Origin of the sequence: Hominibacterium faecale, from assembly GCF_020734085.1 — a bacterium.
Lineage (GTDB): Bacteria > Bacillota > Clostridia > Peptostreptococcales > Anaerovoracaceae > Hominibacterium > Hominibacterium faecale.
Window position 1 is genome coordinate 172,724 of the sequence record NZ_JAJAGH010000012.1, and the last position, 17,582, is coordinate 190,305.

A 17,582-nucleotide genomic window follows, 5' to 3' on the forward strand; every position below is an offset into this window, starting at 1 on the left:
TCTCAAACATCTTTTTTTGAGACTTTAGCCTTGGATGGCTTTTTCTGAAGGATGATGAAGCAGGCGTTCAATACCAGCAGCAAAATTCCAATGAGCGCAATTGCTGTATTTCCCTTGACGCCTCCCAAGAAAAGGATCGGAAAAGCAGCCATGATTAAGATTGCATTTATTTCTCTTTTCATTTTAAAAGTTCCTTTCTCAATGATTTAAAAGGATAAAGTTAACAATTCCCAATACCATTGTCGTCCCTATGATTGGGATGAGTGTTTTTTTATAAATACGGCTTTCTTCCCCTTGAATCTGCGCGGCCGTAGAACCGAGCGAAACAGTCGTCGGTCCTATGGCGCAGCCTACGGAGGCTCCAATCGACTGCACGGCGCACATGATCGCCACACTCATCCCAAGAGAGCTTGCCGCTGTTTCCTGTAAAGATCCGAAAATAATATTCGAATTGGTATTGCTGCCTGTAACAAAGGCTCCCAAGAGTCCGATGAACGGCGCGGCAAGAGGATATAACTGTTTTGTTACGGAAACGAGGAACTGGGCGATTTCACTGATCATACCCGAATCCATCATGATCACGGCCATGTTGAGCAAAAACACAATCGTCACCGTTGTAGGCACACATTTTTTTACAGTCTGCGAAAGGATTATTTTCACCTTCTTTCCGTCCAGCACTTTCTTGTTATGGAAAAGAACCATGCTGATGACGGAAGCCATCATGATAATGGAGAAGGGATACTTTAACAGGTTGAAGGTGACATAATCCGCTTCTTCCGCCACAATGCGGCCCAGCCCGGTCTGATATTGAGGAAAATCAAAGCCCAGAGAAATCTTTGGATCGAGGATATAAAACAGGATTGAAAGCACCACGATCAAAAGATATGGGAGCACTGCCTGGAACAAATTGAGCTTTCCCTTGTATAGTTTTATTGTTTCTGACTTACCCCGCTTGAACTTGTTGATTAAAAAGCAGGCAACCAGACCGGTAAAGCCGGTTAACAATCCGATGACAGAGAACATGGAGAAGCTGGCCAGAGTATAGAGCATGCCGCCCATGAAAAGCGTCAGCAAAACGATATAGGGCAGCCCTCTGACAAGCTGTTTTCCTCCCCCGTAAATCCAGCAGACCGTCATTCCTGTGCAGAACATCCCACAGCACCCGAAAACAGCCATGAATATCACGATTTGATCCAGCGGCGCATGGGTCACCATATTGATCGCATAGATGGAAGAGCCCATGGAACCAAAACTGATGGACCAGGAATGGCCCACCAGGACAGCTGCCACCGATACAACCGGATCAAATCCCAGGGCGATTAATATAGGAGTGACGACGATGACCGGAACGCCGAACCCCGCAATTCCCTGTAGAAACGCCGAAAAAATCCAGCTTAATAAAATGAACTGGAGAAACCGGTTTGTAAAAACCCGCTCCAGATTTTTATTGATCACTTCCAAAGCCTGTACTTGATAGACCAGATTATAGAGGAACATGGCTCCCCAGATAATCAAAATCACAAACAGCGCCAGGCTGAAGCCTTTTGCCATGGAGATGGCCAGGCCCACTGTTCCGCTCTGATATTTTATGTAAAAGATCAGGGTAGCGACCAAAAACGATATGGCGCTCGCCTTCATCGCTGACAGTTTAAAGATCAGCAGCCCGCACAGCAAACATAAAATTGGTAAAATTGACAAGAATATTGACATACGACTCCCTCTTTTCTAATTATTCAAAGGTTAAAGAAGCTTCTCGTTGTTTAAATCGTAGCATGTATCCTTGTAGATTAAAAATACGAAAATGCTATGTTTTTCATATTGAAAAAATATGTCTACCGATTCCAGGCCCGGGCTGCCGCCTCTGCCACCCGGTCTGCAATCCCCGGACAAAGCACATCCGGCAGGATTGCCTCTTCGTTCAATTCCTCCGCCGAAATCCCATCAGCAAGGGCCCGGGCCGCCGCCATCTTCATCTCTTCAGTAATCCTCTTCGCTCCTGCTTTTAATGCCCCTTTAAACACTCCCGGAAAAGCCAGCACATTGTTGATCTGGTTGGGATAATCCGAGCGCCCCGTACCCACAATCCGAGCGCCTGCCCCTTTTGCCAGCTGGGGAAGGATTTCCGGCTCCGGATTTGCCATGGGAAATACCATGGCATCCCGATTCATGGAGTTAACCATCTCTTCGCTGACAATTCCAGGAGCAGAAACTCCGATAAATACATCCGCGTTCACCATCATCTCTTTCAAACTTCCCGACTGGCGTCTCTTATTGGTCACCCTGGCCAATTCCCTCATTTCCGTCGTGAGAGTCTCATCGCCAGCTGCGATGGCGCCCATTTTATCACAGACAATCACCTCACCTGCGCCCATGGACATCATCATCTTTGCAATGGCGGTTCCTGCAGCTCCCGCCCCGCTGACGACGATCTTCAAGTCCACCATGTTCTTTTTCACAAGCTTGATCCCGTTTATAATCGCTGCTGCTACAACGATGGCCGTTCCGTGCTGATCATCGTGAAAGACCGGAATATCCAGCTCTTCCTGGAGTCGTTTTTCTATTTCAAAACAGCGGGGCGCCGCGATATCTTCCAGATTAATGCCGCCTAAGGTTGGTGCAATGGCTTTGACGATTGCGATGATTTCTTCCGTATCCTGCGTCGCCAGACAAATGGGAATTGCATCAATGTCAGCGAAGGTTTTAAAGAGCAGTGCCTTTCCCTCCATCACAGGGATGGCAGCAGGCCCGCCGATGTTGCCCAGTCCTAAAACCGCTGATCCGTCTGTCACCACTCCCACGGTGTTTCCTTTATTTGTATAGCGATATGCGTCCTGTGGATTTCGGCAGATTTCCCGGCAAACGGCCGCTACCCCGGGCGTATACAGAACCGATAAGTCTTTCTTTGTCCGAACCTCCATCTTGCCGGAGCATTGCATCTTTCCCCGGTATTTTTCGTGTATTTGCAATGCTTCCATGTAATAATCCATCTCTTTCTTCTCCTTTGTCTGATTTGATTTTGCAAAAGCTCCTATTCATTATATCCCAGCTCTCCCAGGGCCGGGGCATACGTATTTTGTATAGAAATCATATCGTATTGGTATTTGTCCAATTGAAATAGAAATGCTAATCTGAATATACAGAATATTCATTTGTGAATACGCGGTGCGCGTTAGAGAAAGGAGGTCTTTGCATTTGCAATCAATGAAATTCGTTAATTTTTATCAAACACAAAGGAGGTTGTAATGGACAATTATGGTCTTATCAGTTTTATTCCTGTTGTATGCGTTATCGTACTTGTTTTTGTAACTAAGCGGACAATGGCGTCCCTGGTTGCAGGCTCCATTGTCGGCGCTGTCATTCTCTATGGAAAAGACTTTTTCATGAAATGGATTGACGCTATTTATACGGTGCTGGGGGACGGCACATGGAAGTGGCTGTTCCTTGTCTGCGGATTGTTCGGCGGCATTATCGCACTTTTCGAAGCATCGGGAGGCGCGCTGGGCTTCTCCCGTTTTGCCACCCGATTGTGTAAATCCAAAAAGCAGTCCTTGTTTATGGCCTGGTTTCTGGATTTGGTTATCTTTGCCGATGACTGGTTAAACGCGCTGGCCGTAGGCTCTGCCATGAGAAATGTTACCGATAAATTCAAAGTTCCAAGAGAGCTGCTGGCTTTTGTCATCTGCGCTACCGGCTGCTCCATCTGTACCTTAGTTCCCTTCTCCACCTGGGGCGTATTCATGGCCGGCCAGCTGGAATCCAACGGCGTGGCCGCCGCTGGTGAAGGAATGACCGTTTACCTCCAAACGCTGCCGTACATATTCTACGCCATCGTTTCCATGGTGGTTGTCCCCTTGTACATCGCAGGCATTATCCCCCATTTCGGAAAAATGAAAAAAGCGGAGTTGCGGGCGCAAAACACCGGACAGCTCCTGCCGGACAGCATGCTGGGCATGGTAAAAGCAGAGCGGGAAGCCGCTGCTGAAGAAGAGGATGCATCAGTCAAAGGCAAAGCAATTAACTTCCTGGTTCCGCTCCTGGTGCTGGCTGTCATTACAACGATTACCAGGGAAATTTTATACGGAATCTTTTCCTGCTTCATCGTATGCGCCATTATGTATTTCCCGCAGAAACTGGTCAAGCCGGGAGAGTTCTTGAACTGTATCGTGAGCGGATTTAAAGACATGCTGGGGGTAATCGGCATCATATCGGCCGCGTTTATCCTCAAAGAGATGAACAATGAGCTGGGGCTGCCGGCCTTTATTATCGGACTGGTGCAGGATGCCCTGGATCCCAGACTGCTGCCTGTCGTGGCCTTTATCGTAGTCGGATTCTTATGCTTTGCCGCAGGAAACTTCTGGGGTATGCTGGCCATCGCTTTTCCAGTCATCATCCCCATCGCCCAGGCTCTGGACGCCAACTCGATCCTGGTATCCGGCGCTATGATTTCCGGCTGTGTATTCGGCTCCAGCGCATGTTTCTATGGATCGGAAGTTTCCCTGGTTTGCACCACCACCCAGATTCAAAACCAGGATTTTGCCAAAACTTCTCTGCCGGTGTACATTTTCCCGGTAGCGGTCACGTTAGTTTTATTTATTATCTTTGGTTATGTAAAAGGCTGATTGCCGGAAAGGAACTGAAATGCTCAACAAAATCATACAAAATGAAAACCTGGAATATATCCACAATCTGACCAAAACGTTAAGCCTTATGGGAAACGACGGAGGCGAATACGGCTTTCGCGTATCGGGCAGCAGCGGCGAATGGAATGTGTCGCGGCACATTAAAAAGGAGATGGAGGAAATCGGTCTGAAAAACGTTACCGTCGATCCTTTCCCTGTCCATTCCTGGGAATTCACTTCGGGGAAGCTGAAAGTGGAAGGAATCGAAATGCCCATGTCCTCTTACTGCGGAATCAAAGGAACCCCAGAGGGCGGCATCTGCGGAGAAATCGTGGATGTGGGCCGGGGAACCGCAGCCGACTATGAAGGTCTTGACGTAACGGGTAAAATTGTATTCTGTACCTTTGATATCCTTGAGGATTATTGGATGAGCCTGCCCATCTGTCAGGCGGAGGTTCGGGGCGCCATCGGCTGCGTGATCTCCTATGCCGGCGATTTTTACGGCACGAAAGAGGATGCCATCAACAGCTTTGATTCCCAGAGCAAATACAGCCTTCCTGCAGGAAACATTTCCCGCAAAAATGCAGCTGTCTTGCGGGACTTATTGAAAAAGGGGCCTGTCACTGCCAATATGAGCTTGCAGATTCAGGTGGATTTTCACGGTACCAGCTCCAATGTGGTCGGATACATTCCCGGCAAGGATAAAGATCGTATAATCCTTCTGGGCGGCCATATGGACGGCTATTTTCATTCTTACCAGGACGACCTGCTGGGCGTTGGTATCATCCTGGGAATCGCCAAGGCTATGATCGACAGCGGCTATCAGCCTGAGCACACTTTGGCCTTCATCGCCCACGGCTCGGAAGAATACGGTGTGACCGAATCCCGCTACGACTGGTGCATCGGTTCATGGAACAGCATTAATAGAAAGCACCCGGAATGGTTTGGAAAGATGGCGGCCTTTTTCAACATCGATGCAATCCGGCCGGGAACGCCAGTTTACAATATCGCCAGCACACCTGAATATCACGGCTTCTTTGATGAATTTATGAAAACTATGGAGGTGCCGGAAACATCATGGCCGGGCGGAAAGGCGCTTTTAGGACTCAACGGCCCTTGGTCGGACGACTACAATTATGCCATTAACGGAGTTCCCGGGATCATTTGCGGCAGAGGCCCCGCTGAATGGAGCTATCAGAACTACCATACTCAATTTGACGACTATACCATCTTTGAAAAAGAAAAGGAAATCATCTCCTATGTAGCTGAAAGCTATGCGGAAATGGTCTACGCTTTTGATTCCTTTATTCTGCCGCCCTTTAACTATAAGTACGCGCTGGATGGGCTGAGCGAGAGCTTGGATGAATTTGAGGAAGAGTTCTTGCAGGCTTCCATTGCTGCCTTGGCGAAGGAAACCGAACAAGTGTCTGCCATGGCAGATGGGCTGTTTGATGAAATCAAAGCCGTAAACCAGGCTTACGCAAAGGGTCAGATTCCCCTATCCTGGCTGCCCCATTTGAGTGAGGAGCGGGTAAAGCTATTTAAGGCCTACCGGCTCATACAAAGGGATTTGATGAAATTGTCTCCCTGGGACGATGTGATCTTCGCCCATGATGCAATCGCCGCCAATCTTTGCGCCATAAAGAAGGCTCTGGCAGGATTTGCCGAAAAGGAGGCGGCTCAGATCGTAGAAGAGCTATGGGAAGTGGATCTCTTCAAGATTGCATGGCAATTTGATTCCCAGGTCTATGGCTGGCTGATGAACTGCCAGGATCCTGCCAGAGACGATTTGTTCTGGGGCACAGGCAAAATTCATCAATTCGCCGATCTGCTGCCTCTGGCTGATGCTCTGCGCAAAGGTGACATGCATACGGTTCTCAAAGAATTAAAAAATCTGCTGGATTTTGAGTACCAGTTACTGCAGAAAACACTGAGCCAGGAGCTGGATGTGCTCTCACAAGTAAAAGATACAATCGAATCGATTAAAATCAGCAGATTTTTATAAAGACTTGTCTTTCCGGCCAATGTTTCGCAGCATCTAACGGAAGACAAAGCCTTTTGAAGCGCGATCAGCCGTTACTGATCGCGCTTCTTTATCTTATATAGATTGGGGTGTTCTGTCAAGGCGCCGATCAAGTGCGGGTTGCTTTGGTTTTTTCTGGCTTTTCTGTTTTGCGCCCTACCAGATAGGCGATAATGGCAAATGCCCGAGCAGAGCGCCGCCAAGCCCTATGAAGGCTGCGCCGGACACAACACCGGCTGGTCTAAGAAAGCGGTGTTTAAAGATACGGCTTAACAAAATAATATCCGCGACCTGATAGATGTAAACTTCCCGCTCAAGACCATGATATTTACCCTTGACCCATACGCCGTCGCAGGTTCTTCCTGTCTGCCCACCTCGCCAGGTTTGGGAGCCGTAACCCCGATCAATTTGATGGGAATTTTTATACATTCGGAAACGGATTTACAAGGAATATGTTTTGATTGATGCTAGTATTTTCAGCACCATTGAATCATTTTCCGAATCTGCAACGTTATTGAATCCCTGATTCTCCACGATTCCATCCCGTATCCCAACTATGCGATGATCGCCGAGTTGGCCGGGTTTCTTGCTGAAGCAGCTTTTTGATTCCTCCGCGCCATCCCAGGGAGGGCTCTTGGATTCCCCCAAATCAACCGGCCTTATCGACGGCCAGGGGATTAAAACGCCATACTATTACGCCCTGCAAATCCTGTGCAAGCTGGGCGGCGAGCTGCTCTTTCAGGAGGACGGCATTGTGGTCACGAAGGAAACTGTGCGTTAATCTGCCAGGATTGTCTCGTGAACCCGTCCCACATGCCGCCGCTGGGCAAAGCGCTGCTTCATTCGGCCACATCGGTCAAGCCCGTGGTTGAAAAGCCGCTCAGGCAAAACGCTGTTCAGTACCTGCTAAAGCTCATGCCGGGCAGTGCGAAATTGTATATCTTGCTTCCGTCGGCGGTCTTTATTTGAGAAACAGCTAAGATTGCTCTTGCTGTTTATTCACCAGTTATTAATTCCTTTTCTATCACAGATACCGTTTTAGCCGAAATTCTGTCCGCTCGCCTTTTTTCTCACTTGCGAGTTCGAACAAATTTTCTTGCGTAGCCATCAGATTGTTCGGATTTCTTCCGATGATTAGATACTGGTTTTTTTCATCAAACGCAATATATTTCCTTAAATCATTATCAAGCAAAAGATCTGCATTATCAATTACAATCAACTTTCCTTCTGCTTCCTTTATCATCGATGCAATATCTTTATTGATATCCAAATAATTCATGCAAAGGAGCCTCGGCTCCTCAACCATATCTTCCTGCATGAAAGAAAATACTGCCGATTTGCCGGTTCCGGAGTCGCCCGTTAAGATCGTGATATTGTTCGTAAATTCAAAGTCTACCAAAAACGAAGTATGGGCAGTAGAAAAATGCTCCATTACTTTAGGCTTACTGTACATTGCTCCACCACTCCTTCACCACTTCGTAATCATCCGTTATATGTTTCCCGTATTGATCGACCAATGCAACCCGGCTCATCTGAAAGGATATCATTGGATATTCACAGTATACGTTGCCCTGCTCATAGGAATAGATCACATTTAACGCATTATCCCCGCACTCCTGAATCCCAAAAATCTTATCAGGAAAATACAAAATATTTAATGCCGTCTGAACAACCTGCGGATTATCGAAAGAATGGTCGTATGCGATGATGTATGTATTTTCATTATCTGTTAAATCGCGTACCGCTTTAAGCAGCTTGCTGTTATTTTCTTTACTTTCAAGGATTACATCGGGAAAAATACAATCGAGAAAATTTTTTCAAAAGGTGTACCCTGATTTGTTCTCTCTATCTTCTATCCAAAGATATGTTTTCTTCGCCAAGTGATATTTCCCCTCTCTGCTCTGCATTTCAACGTTATGAAATTCTAATATTTTTATTATACCCCGATTTTAAAAATTTGTATATACGGCAATCATGCTCCTCCCAAGGCCGCCCGCATCCGGTTGCCTGCCGGCACGGCCCGGTAGAGCCGGTGGTTTCCACAAACACATCTCCCTCGATAATCTCGCCGCCAGCCAAAATAATGCGATCCACGATCACTGGATCCTCCTGGCGTTTTTCCACGTCAATGGCTCTGCTCATGAGCCGGATGTCCACGCCCATATCCTTCAGCAGCCGCCTTACCTGCGGCTCCACTTTGACCACATCGTAGAGGCTGGCATGCTTATGCCCCGGAAAATCCACGTTGACATGGCGCGCGCAGCGGTCTGTGATTTCAAAGAGCTCATGAGCGCCCAAGGCGATGTTTTCCTCTGCAGCCGTAAATCTGCCGTTGTTGCGCATGATTCCGCCCACGTTGCCAAGGCCCAAAAGCATGTCGGTCTTTTCAAGAAGGGTTACTTCAGCTCCGGCTTTTCTGGCTGATACCGCAGCCGCGCAGCCGGACCATCCGCCCCCGATCACTACTACTTTATACAAATTAAATACCCCCAATCGATTTAGTATATGCAGGATTGGGGGTTTTGGTTATTGCAGGATTGGGGGTTTTGGTTATTGCAGGCTTCCGTTTATATTTCAGTCTTTTCTCCGGTATATTTCTTTCTCAATCGGTAAAAGCCGATTCCGCAATGGATAAAAATCGCCAGTTCCGCCGCTTTCGCATCGGCAGCCCGCTTTCTAAAATAGCTGAAGTCGTTCAGCTCCTGTATATATTCCCAACCATAATCAGCGTACATCTGCAAGTAACATTCTTTGTCAGCGCCCTCCTGGGGATTGAAATCCAGCCGGTACGCCACATCCTCCGGTTCACATGGCTCAAAGTAGTAGAAGCCCGGCGAAACAGCTTTGACCAATCGATAACCTTGGCTATGCTTTTTTCTTAAATTTTACACCTTATTTTCCGGAAGGCCGGGCTTGGAGATATGGGAGCACGCTTTCCATGATTTCCTTAACGATGGGGGCAGCTGCCTCGCTTCCATGAATCTTGCCCTTGGGATTATCCACTACCACCAAAATGGCTACTTCAGGATCATCGATCGGGGCCAGTCCCACAAAGGACGCGTAATAAGTCTTTGAAGCAAGTCCCTTGGACTCGTTCTGCGCGGTTCCCGTCTTACCGCCCATTTTATAACCCTTCACTTTGGCTGCGGTGCCGCCGCTTTCGTCCACGACATATTCCATGGCTTCTTTCACTTCTTCGGCCGTTTCCTTGGAAATCGCCTGCCGCACAACCTCAGTGCCGTAAGATTTTACCGTATTGCCGTCCGCATCGGTGAGTTTACTTACCATATGCGGGCGCACTAGAACGCCATCGTTGCCAATAGCACTGACTGCTGTCAACAGCTGAACAGGCGTAACCGAAATTCCTTGACCATAAGACATCGTGGCAAAGTCCACCGAGGTCAGTTTATCCTTGTTTTGAATCTGTGCCTGAGCTTCTCCCGGAAAATCAACCCCTGTTTTCTCAGTGATTCCGAACAAATCCAAATACTTATAAAAAGTGTCAACACCCAGCCGTTTTCCAAGCTGAATGAATACTGGGTTGCAGGAATTTCCCACCGCCTGTTTTAAGGTCTCATCACCGTGGGGATTGTCGTACCTCCAGCAGCGGAGAATCGTACCGCTGACATTATAGGTCCCTGAACAATGAAAATGCTGTTTTAAGCTGCTGGTCTTTTCTTCCAAAGCCGCTGATAAGGTCAGCAGCTTAAAGGTCGACCCCGGTTCGTAGGTATCGCTGAACAAGGGATTTCTCCACATTTTGTTCAAGTACTCCGCTTTGTCCTTGGGAGACATCTTTTCCACTTTTTTTGCTTCCGTATCCGAAAGCGGTATCCTGGCATTATTGGGATCATAGGTTTCTGTTGTAGCAGATGCAAGAATTTCACCAGTCTTTGGGTTCATCATCAGGCAGGTAACTTTATCAGCCTTTGTATTCTTTTTTCCAGTTTTGATTGCTTTTTCCGCATGGCTTTGCACCACCGCATCTAGCGTTGTCACCACATTCAGACCGTCCTCAGCTTGATAGGTGTCGTTCGTTCCATAGGAAAGCGTCCGGCCCGCCGGATCCGTTTTTTCCACCTGCCGCCCGGCGATACCGTTAAGCTCGTTATTATATTGCAGCTCCAGGCCCGCAAGTCCGTCGCCGTCGCTGGAAACATTGCCGATGACTTGGGCTGCCAGCGTTTTCATCGGGTAGTATCTGGTCTTCCCTTTTGTAATCTCGATACCGTTCAGTTTGGAGTCTTTGACTTTTTCTTTTGTTTTTTCGTCCAAATCTTTGGCGATCTTCACTAGCACAGATTCCTGACGCAGCTTTTTCTTAACATCCGCCTTGTCCAAATCCAGGAGCTCAGCCAGTTCTTTTGCCGTAGATTCCAGTTCTTTTTTTGGTATGTTGGCCGGCCTGGCCCAGACGACATAGGTTGTGGCACTGACAGCCATGATATCTCCGTTGCGGTCGGAAATGCTCCCCCGATTGGCGCTGACCACTTTATTTCTCGTCTGTTGATTTTCAGCCATTGCCGTATAGGTTTCTCCCTTAACGATTTGTATGTAACCTGCCCGCAGGCACAACGCCAGCATCACTGCCGCCAGAATACCAAATATGTAAATGCTTCTTTTTTTACTTATATTTGTAGCCTTTGTCATCTTCTCCTATCCCTTCTTATGCCGCTTCTCCATAAAAAACGTGTGCATAACGGAATCAAGGATTCCTATACACACATGTCGCTGACTCGCAAGGTACGTTTTTTGATATTTCCTGCATAATAAACAATAACACAAAAATGTGATCATATAAAGAGTTCTGTCCGGTGAATCATCGATGGAAATCTTAATATTTTATGAATAGGTCAGACTTCGGCGCTTTCCTCCGCTTCGCTGTCCGTTTTGCCTTCCAAGCTTTGCTGGGGCAAAAGGAAAAGCATCGGGTGTTTGCAGTGGGTTGCTGCTTGCACGCGATGCTTATTCGATTCTTTATTCAGCTGCAGCCTTTTGAGCGTTTATGCTGCGTTCTTTTCTGCTTGATGATCTTTGTTACGAGGATTCGCCTTTTCTTCCAGTTTTTTGGTAGCAAACCATGCCACTGCTACTGCAGCGATTCCGGCAACGCCTTTGCCAACGATCACCGGCAGTATCATTTCTTTATTAACGCTGGCGGTAAAAGCCAGATCATCACCGATAATAAACGTTCCACTGACCATGAAAGCTGCGTTGAGGATTTTCCCTCTCTTATTCATATCTTTCATCATTCCGCACATCGGGATGTTGTTGGCCATGCTGGCAACCAATCCTGCCGCAGCCGTGTCATTGATTCCGATCTTAGTTCCCAATTTTTGCAGCGGTTTTCCCAGTTTCTTAGTCACAAAGCATACCATTGGAAATGCTCCTGCCAAAACAATAGCGATATTTCCGATCACATCAAACCCTTCTGAAAGCGGAGCCATCCCCGGGATAATCGTAAAACCGGTTAATGTTTCTATAATGGAGCATACCAATGCTACTGTGATCATCGCAATGATGGCATCGCCAAAAATGCGAAAGCCTTTAATCATTTTTTCAGGGATCAGCTTTAGTCCCAATATAATCAGTCCGGCGATGAGGATAATGGGAAGCAGATTACGCAGAATCATTGTTAACTCGTATCCTGCTGCCAAACCTCCGGCAATGCAGCCTACCGGAATGGTCGTTACTCCATATAAAATGCCCTGTGCCATAAACGGGTAATCCTCTTTCTTCAAAATGCTGATCGCCACTGGTATGATAAACACAAGTGTGTTACCCATCATCCCTCCCAGGATTAAACCTGAAAAATTCGCCACTTCCTCATAAGCCGCCATTTCATGTGCGATGGAATATGCTCCCATATCCATGCCGAGAAAAGAACCGGCCATCATTGCTGGATCAGCACCAAGGAACTCATAGACAGGACCCAGCACAGTAAGGAGAATTTTGGTCAGTACCGGCGCGAATGCCAGAATTCCCAGCATGGAAAGCGCTAAAGCACCCAGGGCTTGAAACCCTTCCTCAAACTCATCAGCAAGCCCCAATTTGAACTTTTTCTTGGTTATTTTATCAAACCCTCCCAAAATCATAAAGATTACCATGATATCAACAACGATTTGATTAAAACTAAAATGATCCACAATTTCACCACGCTTTGTCAGCGTATTTTCATCCTTTCTCTTTTATCTTTTTCTTACAACTCTATTCTACACCTGGACTTGTTAAATAATCAACGATTTATTTGTTGTTTGATCGTAATTTATTTGCTGTATTTGTAATTAATTTGTTTGTTATTTTGATCCATATGTAACTAATTTGCTATATTTTATTTTCTGATTATTTATTTAATCCGTTTTTCATTGAATTTTCAGGCTTTTACTGATTTTTTCTTATATGTTAATTAAATGTCAACATAAGAATTCACTAATAAACAGGCGTTTCTTATCACAAAAAAGCGCAAGGATCAAACTTCCTTGCGCTATTAAAGGTCATATTGTTTCCAAACCACTCGGACTTTTTATACCCGCGGTTCAACAGAAAAGCATTTAACGACAAATCTGCTGCCATCTGCCACTGTAACAGCTAACCCGCCGTTTTTATCAAAGCTTTCCAGATCGTTGATACATATTTCATCCGATTCGTTGATCACATCAAAAATACGTTCTTCAAATTCTTCTACTGTCATCTGTTTCTCCTCTTTTTTCCATTTTGTTATACATTCCAACAAATTGCTATCTTTTGTAGCTTTTTCGTCCTAACTCACAAAATAAATGCAACCGCATGGTGGTATATTTATTATAATTATGCCACCGTTTGGTAACATTAGCAAGGGGTGATTTTATGAGAATTAATAATCGGATAGCCGACCTTCGTATTGACCATGATTTGACACAGCAGCAAATTGCTGACCTCTTGCACTGCCAGCGTGAAGTCTACAGACGCTATGAAAAAGGCGACCGTGAACTACCTCTTTGGGCAGCGGTCCAGCTGGCGGAATACTATAACGTGTCAATTGATTATCTTTTAGGATTGTCATCGCAAAAACGACATTTCAGGGACTGCCGCAAATTGGATCTTTAAGAGTTTTTATGCATAAACTCAACTAAATATAACCCTCCGTCCCCGGACAGCAAATTTCAGACGGGCTCTGTAGGAATTGCGCTATAGATGGGTCCGGTGAGGGTCAAATATTCAATCGTTTCCCATTTCTCAAGAACTAAAAAAACACGAAACGTTTTTCAGCCTGTGCGCAAGCGATGCTCAGCAGTACCTAGGAGGTTTCGTGTTTTGCATTTATAAATGCCGCTTTATTCTTGAATGCCCGGAATCGTTGGAATCTCATCGATTGCAGGCTTTAGCTCTTCGTCAGTGGGGATATGGTCAGACATCTTGCCTTCGTTATATGCAGCATAAGCGGTCATATCGAAATAACCGGTTCCTGTCAGGCCAAAGAGAATGGTCTTTTCTTCACCCGATTCTCTGCATTTGATTGCTTCGTCAATGGCGCAGCGAATTGCATGTGCAGACTCCGGCGCCGGGAGGATCGTTTCCAGCTTCGCAAACTGCACCGCAGCCTCGAAGACCTTGGTCTGTTCCACTGCCACCGCTTCCATATATTTATCATGATAGAGCTTGGACAAAATCGGCGACATACCGTGATATCTCAGGCCGCCCGCGTGATTGGCGGATGGCTTAAAGGTACATCCCAGCGTGTACATCTTTGCCATTGGGGTAATTTTTCCAGTGTCACAAAAATCATATTTATAAACTCCGCGGGTAAAGGATGGGCACGATGCCGGCTCTACTGCCACGATTCTCGGATCCTTTTTACCAGTGATTTTATCCCGCATAAATGGAGCGATAAGCCCACCTAAATTGGAACCGCCGCCTGCACAGCCGATAACGATATCCGGATATTCATCCAGCATGGCCATAGCCTGTTCTGCCTCCAATCCGATAATCGACTGATGGAGCAGTACTTGGTTGAGCACGGAGCCCAAAACATATCGATAACCGTCGCTGGATACAGCCCGCTCAACTGCCTCTGAGATGGCACAGCCCAGGCTGCCGCTATTGTCCGGATCTTCTGCAAGAATCTTTCTCCCCGCTTCCGTACGGTCGGAAGGAGAAGCGAAAACATTGCCGCCGAAGGTCTCCATTATACTCTTTCTAAAGGGTTTTTGAGTAAAGGATACTTTTACCATGTATACCTCAAGATCCAGCCCAAAATAGGAGCATGCCTCCGAAAGGGCGGTTCCCCACTGGCCGGCTCCGGTCTCCGTGGTCACGCCTTTCAGCCCTTGCTGTTTTGCGTAGTAAGCCTGGGCTACGGCGGAGTTCAGCTTATGGCTGCCGGAAGTGTTGTTGCCTTCGAATTTATAGTAAATCTTTGCCGGCGTATCCAGAGCCTTTTCTAAATTATATGCTCTGCACAGCGGGGACGGCCGATAGATTTTATAGATGTCCTGCACTTCCTGAGGGATATCAAAATATCTAGTCGTATTATCCAATTCCTGCTTTGCCAGTTCTTCACAGAAAACCGGATATAAATCTTTTTCGGTTGCAGGTTTTCCTGTTGCAGGATTGATCATCGGATCATGCTGCTGTTTCATATCGGCCCTCAGATTGTACCATTGTTTCGGCATCTGGTCCTCTGTAAGATATAATCTGTGGGGTATGTTTTTTGTCATTTTTGTTTCTCCTTTCAAATTTCCTGATTGATTGAGTCCAGCTGCCAAATAATCATGAAAAAAGCGCTCTCATCCCTGCTATGGGACAAAAGCGCTGCTTTTGCTATGCCACCCTGAGAGCAGACATAATCCGTCTCTCAACTCCACGTACAGCTGTTGATACGTGCTCCCTTTGTAACAGGCGGAGATCCCGTCAGGTGCTAATCGGCGCAAATCACTGTGCCTTTCGTCCTACCCTCATAAGTCCATTCAGTCCGGCCGTCCTTATCGCGTTCTCACCATCCGCGGTTCTCTGTGAAGTCCTGATCCAAACTTACTAGTCTCAATCATCGGTTTTAAATATATGTTTATTATGGTGTTATTATAGAGTGTAATTTGTTGGTTGTCAACTTATTTATTATAATTTTTTGTATTTTTTCACAACATGCTTTTGAAAATTAGCTGTGAAGCTAGAATTCATAAAACTGACATTTGCACATTTTATGACTCTTTCCCTGGTCATCAACCATGGTGCAGGCCCCGCAGATTCCTTCGCCGCAGCACATATGAAAATTATTGCTGACAATTCTCTTCTTCTCAGGAACCGCAATGGATTCCACAAAATAATCAGACGCCAGAATCAGAACCCGGTCGTATTCCTCCGGGCAAACCAAATCCGGGGTCAGCTCTGTATAGCGAATGCTGTTTACCGGGTAATCCACCAAATAATCATTGACCAGTTCCTGATTGATCTTATCCAGATCGATAATCATATCGATGGTATCCTTGCCGAAGGCCCACTGGTTATAATTGGCTGCGGGTGCAAACCCCACGCCTTTGGTAATACAAAGAACTTTTTGGGGCTGCTTCGTCAAAAGGCGGGAAACGCCCAAAAGACCGTTGCGGTAAACGCCTCTGATTTCAATATGGTCGGTCGCTTCCGCTAGGGCCTTGGTCTTTCCCGCCACAACCTTCACAGCCAGATGCAGCTGGCCTTTTTCCGGTTCCGCCCGCATGACCGAAATGGGCACGCTGTAGCAGTCGCTCTCATGGCAGCGCTTGAGGAACACATAGGAGCCTGGCAGTGAAGCTTTCAAGGCAAATCCTTTGCTTACTTCCACCACCAGCACCACCAGATCTTCCCCGTACCAAATTTTTTTCAAAATCCTCGTTTTCTTGCTCTCCCGGCGGTTGTTGATCTTCTTGCCATTTTGGATGTACTCATTATATATGCAGACGCCGCGCCAGTTACAGTCGCAGCAGTCCTTTCCCTGCAAACGGCTGCAGGTGATACAGTCGCCCGATTCTGCCAGCAGGCAGGGACAGTTTTCTGATCCTGCGTCGATGCATACTTCTTCCTTATATGTCATGGTTATTCCTCCAATCTCTTAAAACCATACTCCATTAATATATATGCATCTTGAAACCAATTTGGTGCGCTCATAACGACACAGATCAGCTCTTTTCCGTTTCTTTCAGAGGAAGCCACCAGGGTTCTGCCGGAAGCTTTGGTAAACCCGATTTTAATTCCGTTTCCGCCTTTGAACTGATGGACGGTTTTATTTTTATTGTAAAAATGATTGAACTCGCTCTCTTCCCGGTCAGCGTCCCACGATTTGGCGGCAACAATCGTCCGGAAGGCTTTATGGGTCATGGCTTCTCTGGCAATGATGGACATGTCCCGCACAGTCGTATAATGGTTTTCATCAAAAAGGCCGTTGGGATTGACAAAATGGGTGTTTTTGCAATGAAGCTTTACCGCCTTATCGTTCATTTGCTGTACAAAGAGATCGGTATTTCCCGCGGCTATGATGGACAGCGCCACTGCCGCATCGTTGCCGGAACGAAGCATCAGTCCGTAGAGCAGATCCTGCAGACTGATCTTTTCCCCTTCCTTTAAGTACAGGGAGGAGCCTTCTACACCGACGGCCTCTTTGGGTACAGCCACCTTCTGGTCGATGGGACTGTCGTATTTCTCCAGTGTTTCCAGCACCAGCAGCGCGGTCATAATCTTAGTGGTACTGGCCGGGTAGGCTTTTTCATCGGCGTTTTTCTCATACAAAACTTTTCCCGTCTTGCCGTCCACCAAAATGGCCTGGGCCGCAGAAACATCCGGGGCAGGCTCGGCCGCCGTCTGCCGGGTCACGTAATGTCTCCCCAGACCCGCGGCAACGGCCAGGATCACCAGGGTAATTAAAATAATGGCAAGTTTCATTTTCTTCATAATCAAAAATCTCCTACAAAACATCTTATTGTTTCACAGGA

The 17,582-nt window shown here is 46.8% G+C and carries 16 protein-coding genes and 1 pseudogene; 4 read left to right on the forward strand and 13 right to left on the reverse strand.

Going from position 1 to position 17,582, the window contains the following annotated elements:
* Window positions 1-2: 2 nt before the first annotated feature.
* The 3 genes from LG211_RS16430 to LG211_RS16440 all read right to left on the reverse strand — a co-directional run bounded on the left by LG211_RS16430 (window position 3) and on the right by LG211_RS16440 (window position 2,987).
* Complete coding sequence (locus LG211_RS16430; protein ID WP_148399113.1) at window positions 3-182, reverse strand: hypothetical protein; 180 nt, start codon at window positions 180-182, stop codon at window positions 3-5.
* 16 nt (window positions 183-198) lie between these two features.
* On the reverse strand, window positions 199-1,710 hold the full coding sequence (locus LG211_RS16435) for an L-lactate permease (protein WP_269478019.1): 1,512 nt from the start codon (window positions 1,708-1,710) through the stop codon (window positions 199-201).
* Window positions 1,711-1,832: 122 nt separating this feature from the next.
* The gene (locus tag LG211_RS16440; protein WP_269478020.1) at window positions 1,833-2,987 is read right to left on the reverse strand and encodes an NAD(P)-dependent malic enzyme; all 1,155 of its coding nucleotides are present in this window, start codon (window positions 2,985-2,987) and stop codon (window positions 1,833-1,835) included.
* Window positions 2,988-3,242: 255 nt separating this feature from the next.
* Here LG211_RS16440 and LG211_RS16445 point away from each other — a divergent pair, with 255 nt between their 5' ends.
* The 3 genes from LG211_RS16445 to LG211_RS16455 all read left to right on the forward strand — a co-directional run bounded on the left by LG211_RS16445 (window position 3,243) and on the right by LG211_RS16455 (window position 7,423).
* Window positions 3,243-4,619, forward strand: coding sequence for a Na+/H+ antiporter NhaC family protein (locus LG211_RS16445; protein WP_148399110.1), 1,377 nt, complete (start codon window positions 3,243-3,245; stop codon window positions 4,617-4,619).
* Window positions 4,620-4,638: 19 nt separating this feature from the next.
* Window positions 4,639-6,624, forward strand: coding sequence for a M28 family peptidase (locus LG211_RS16450; protein WP_148399109.1), 1,986 nt, complete (start codon window positions 4,639-4,641; stop codon window positions 6,622-6,624).
* Between the two features lie 652 nt (window positions 6,625-7,276).
* Entirely contained in the window at window positions 7,277-7,423 is a 147-nt protein-coding gene (locus LG211_RS16455; RefSeq protein ID WP_269478021.1) for a hypothetical protein, read from the forward strand.
* Between the two features lie 243 nt (window positions 7,424-7,666).
* Here the strand turns inward: LG211_RS16455 and LG211_RS16460 are convergent, their stop codons facing one another.
* The 7 genes and pseudogenes from LG211_RS16460 to LG211_RS16490 form a co-directional block, all read right to left on the reverse strand.
* Entirely contained in the window at window positions 7,667-8,095 is a 429-nt protein-coding gene (locus LG211_RS16460) for a P-loop NTPase family protein (protein WP_269478022.1), read from the reverse strand.
* Complete coding sequence (locus LG211_RS16465) at window positions 8,085-8,291, reverse strand: hypothetical protein (protein WP_227755533.1); 207 nt, start codon at window positions 8,289-8,291, stop codon at window positions 8,085-8,087. Before LG211_RS16465 ends, LG211_RS16460 begins: the two co-directional genes overlap by 11 nt.
* 265 nt (window positions 8,292-8,556) lie before the next feature.
* Entirely contained in the window at window positions 8,557-9,120 is a 564-nt protein-coding gene (locus LG211_RS16470) for an FAD-dependent oxidoreductase (protein ID WP_465250810.1), read from the reverse strand.
* An 89-nt stretch (window positions 9,121-9,209) separates the two neighbouring features.
* Window positions 9,210-9,512, reverse strand: a pseudogene (locus LG211_RS16475) (DUF2812 domain-containing protein); the annotation flags it as partial.
* Between the two features lie 22 nt (window positions 9,513-9,534).
* A complete protein-coding gene (locus LG211_RS16480; RefSeq protein WP_269478023.1) occupies window positions 9,535-11,292 on the reverse strand; it encodes a peptidoglycan D,D-transpeptidase FtsI family protein in 1,758 nt (585 codons plus the stop codon).
* Window positions 11,293-11,645: 353 nt separating this feature from the next.
* Window positions 11,646-12,788, reverse strand: a complete 1,143-nt coding sequence (locus LG211_RS16485) for an ethanolamine utilization protein EutH (RefSeq protein WP_269478024.1) — start codon at window positions 12,786-12,788, stop codon at window positions 11,646-11,648.
* A 377-nt stretch (window positions 12,789-13,165) separates the two neighbouring features.
* Window positions 13,166-13,333: a hypothetical protein gene (locus LG211_RS16490; RefSeq protein ID WP_227755535.1), complete on the reverse strand. Its 168-nt coding sequence runs from the start codon at window positions 13,331-13,333 to the stop codon at window positions 13,166-13,168.
* Between the two features lie 155 nt (window positions 13,334-13,488).
* Between LG211_RS16490 and LG211_RS16495 the strand changes: the two genes are divergently transcribed.
* Complete coding sequence (locus LG211_RS16495; protein WP_269478025.1) at window positions 13,489-13,728, forward strand: helix-turn-helix transcriptional regulator; 240 nt, start codon at window positions 13,489-13,491, stop codon at window positions 13,726-13,728.
* Window positions 13,729-13,955: 227 nt separating this feature from the next.
* On the opposite strand, the gene LG211_RS16500 is transcribed toward LG211_RS16495, so the two are convergent.
* The 3 genes from LG211_RS16500 to LG211_RS16510 form a co-directional block, all read right to left on the reverse strand.
* Complete coding sequence (locus LG211_RS16500; RefSeq protein ID WP_148396890.1) at window positions 13,956-15,338, reverse strand: TrpB-like pyridoxal phosphate-dependent enzyme; 1,383 nt, start codon at window positions 15,336-15,338, stop codon at window positions 13,956-13,958.
* 449 nt (window positions 15,339-15,787) lie between these two features.
* Window positions 15,788-16,687, reverse strand: a complete 900-nt coding sequence (locus LG211_RS16505) for a hypothetical protein (RefSeq protein ID WP_148396891.1) — start codon at window positions 16,685-16,687, stop codon at window positions 15,788-15,790.
* Between the two features lie 2 nt (window positions 16,688-16,689).
* A complete protein-coding gene (locus tag LG211_RS16510; protein ID WP_227755536.1) occupies window positions 16,690-17,541 on the reverse strand; it encodes a D-alanyl-D-alanine carboxypeptidase family protein in 852 nt (283 codons plus the stop codon).
* Between the last annotated feature and the right edge of the window lie 41 nt (window positions 17,542-17,582).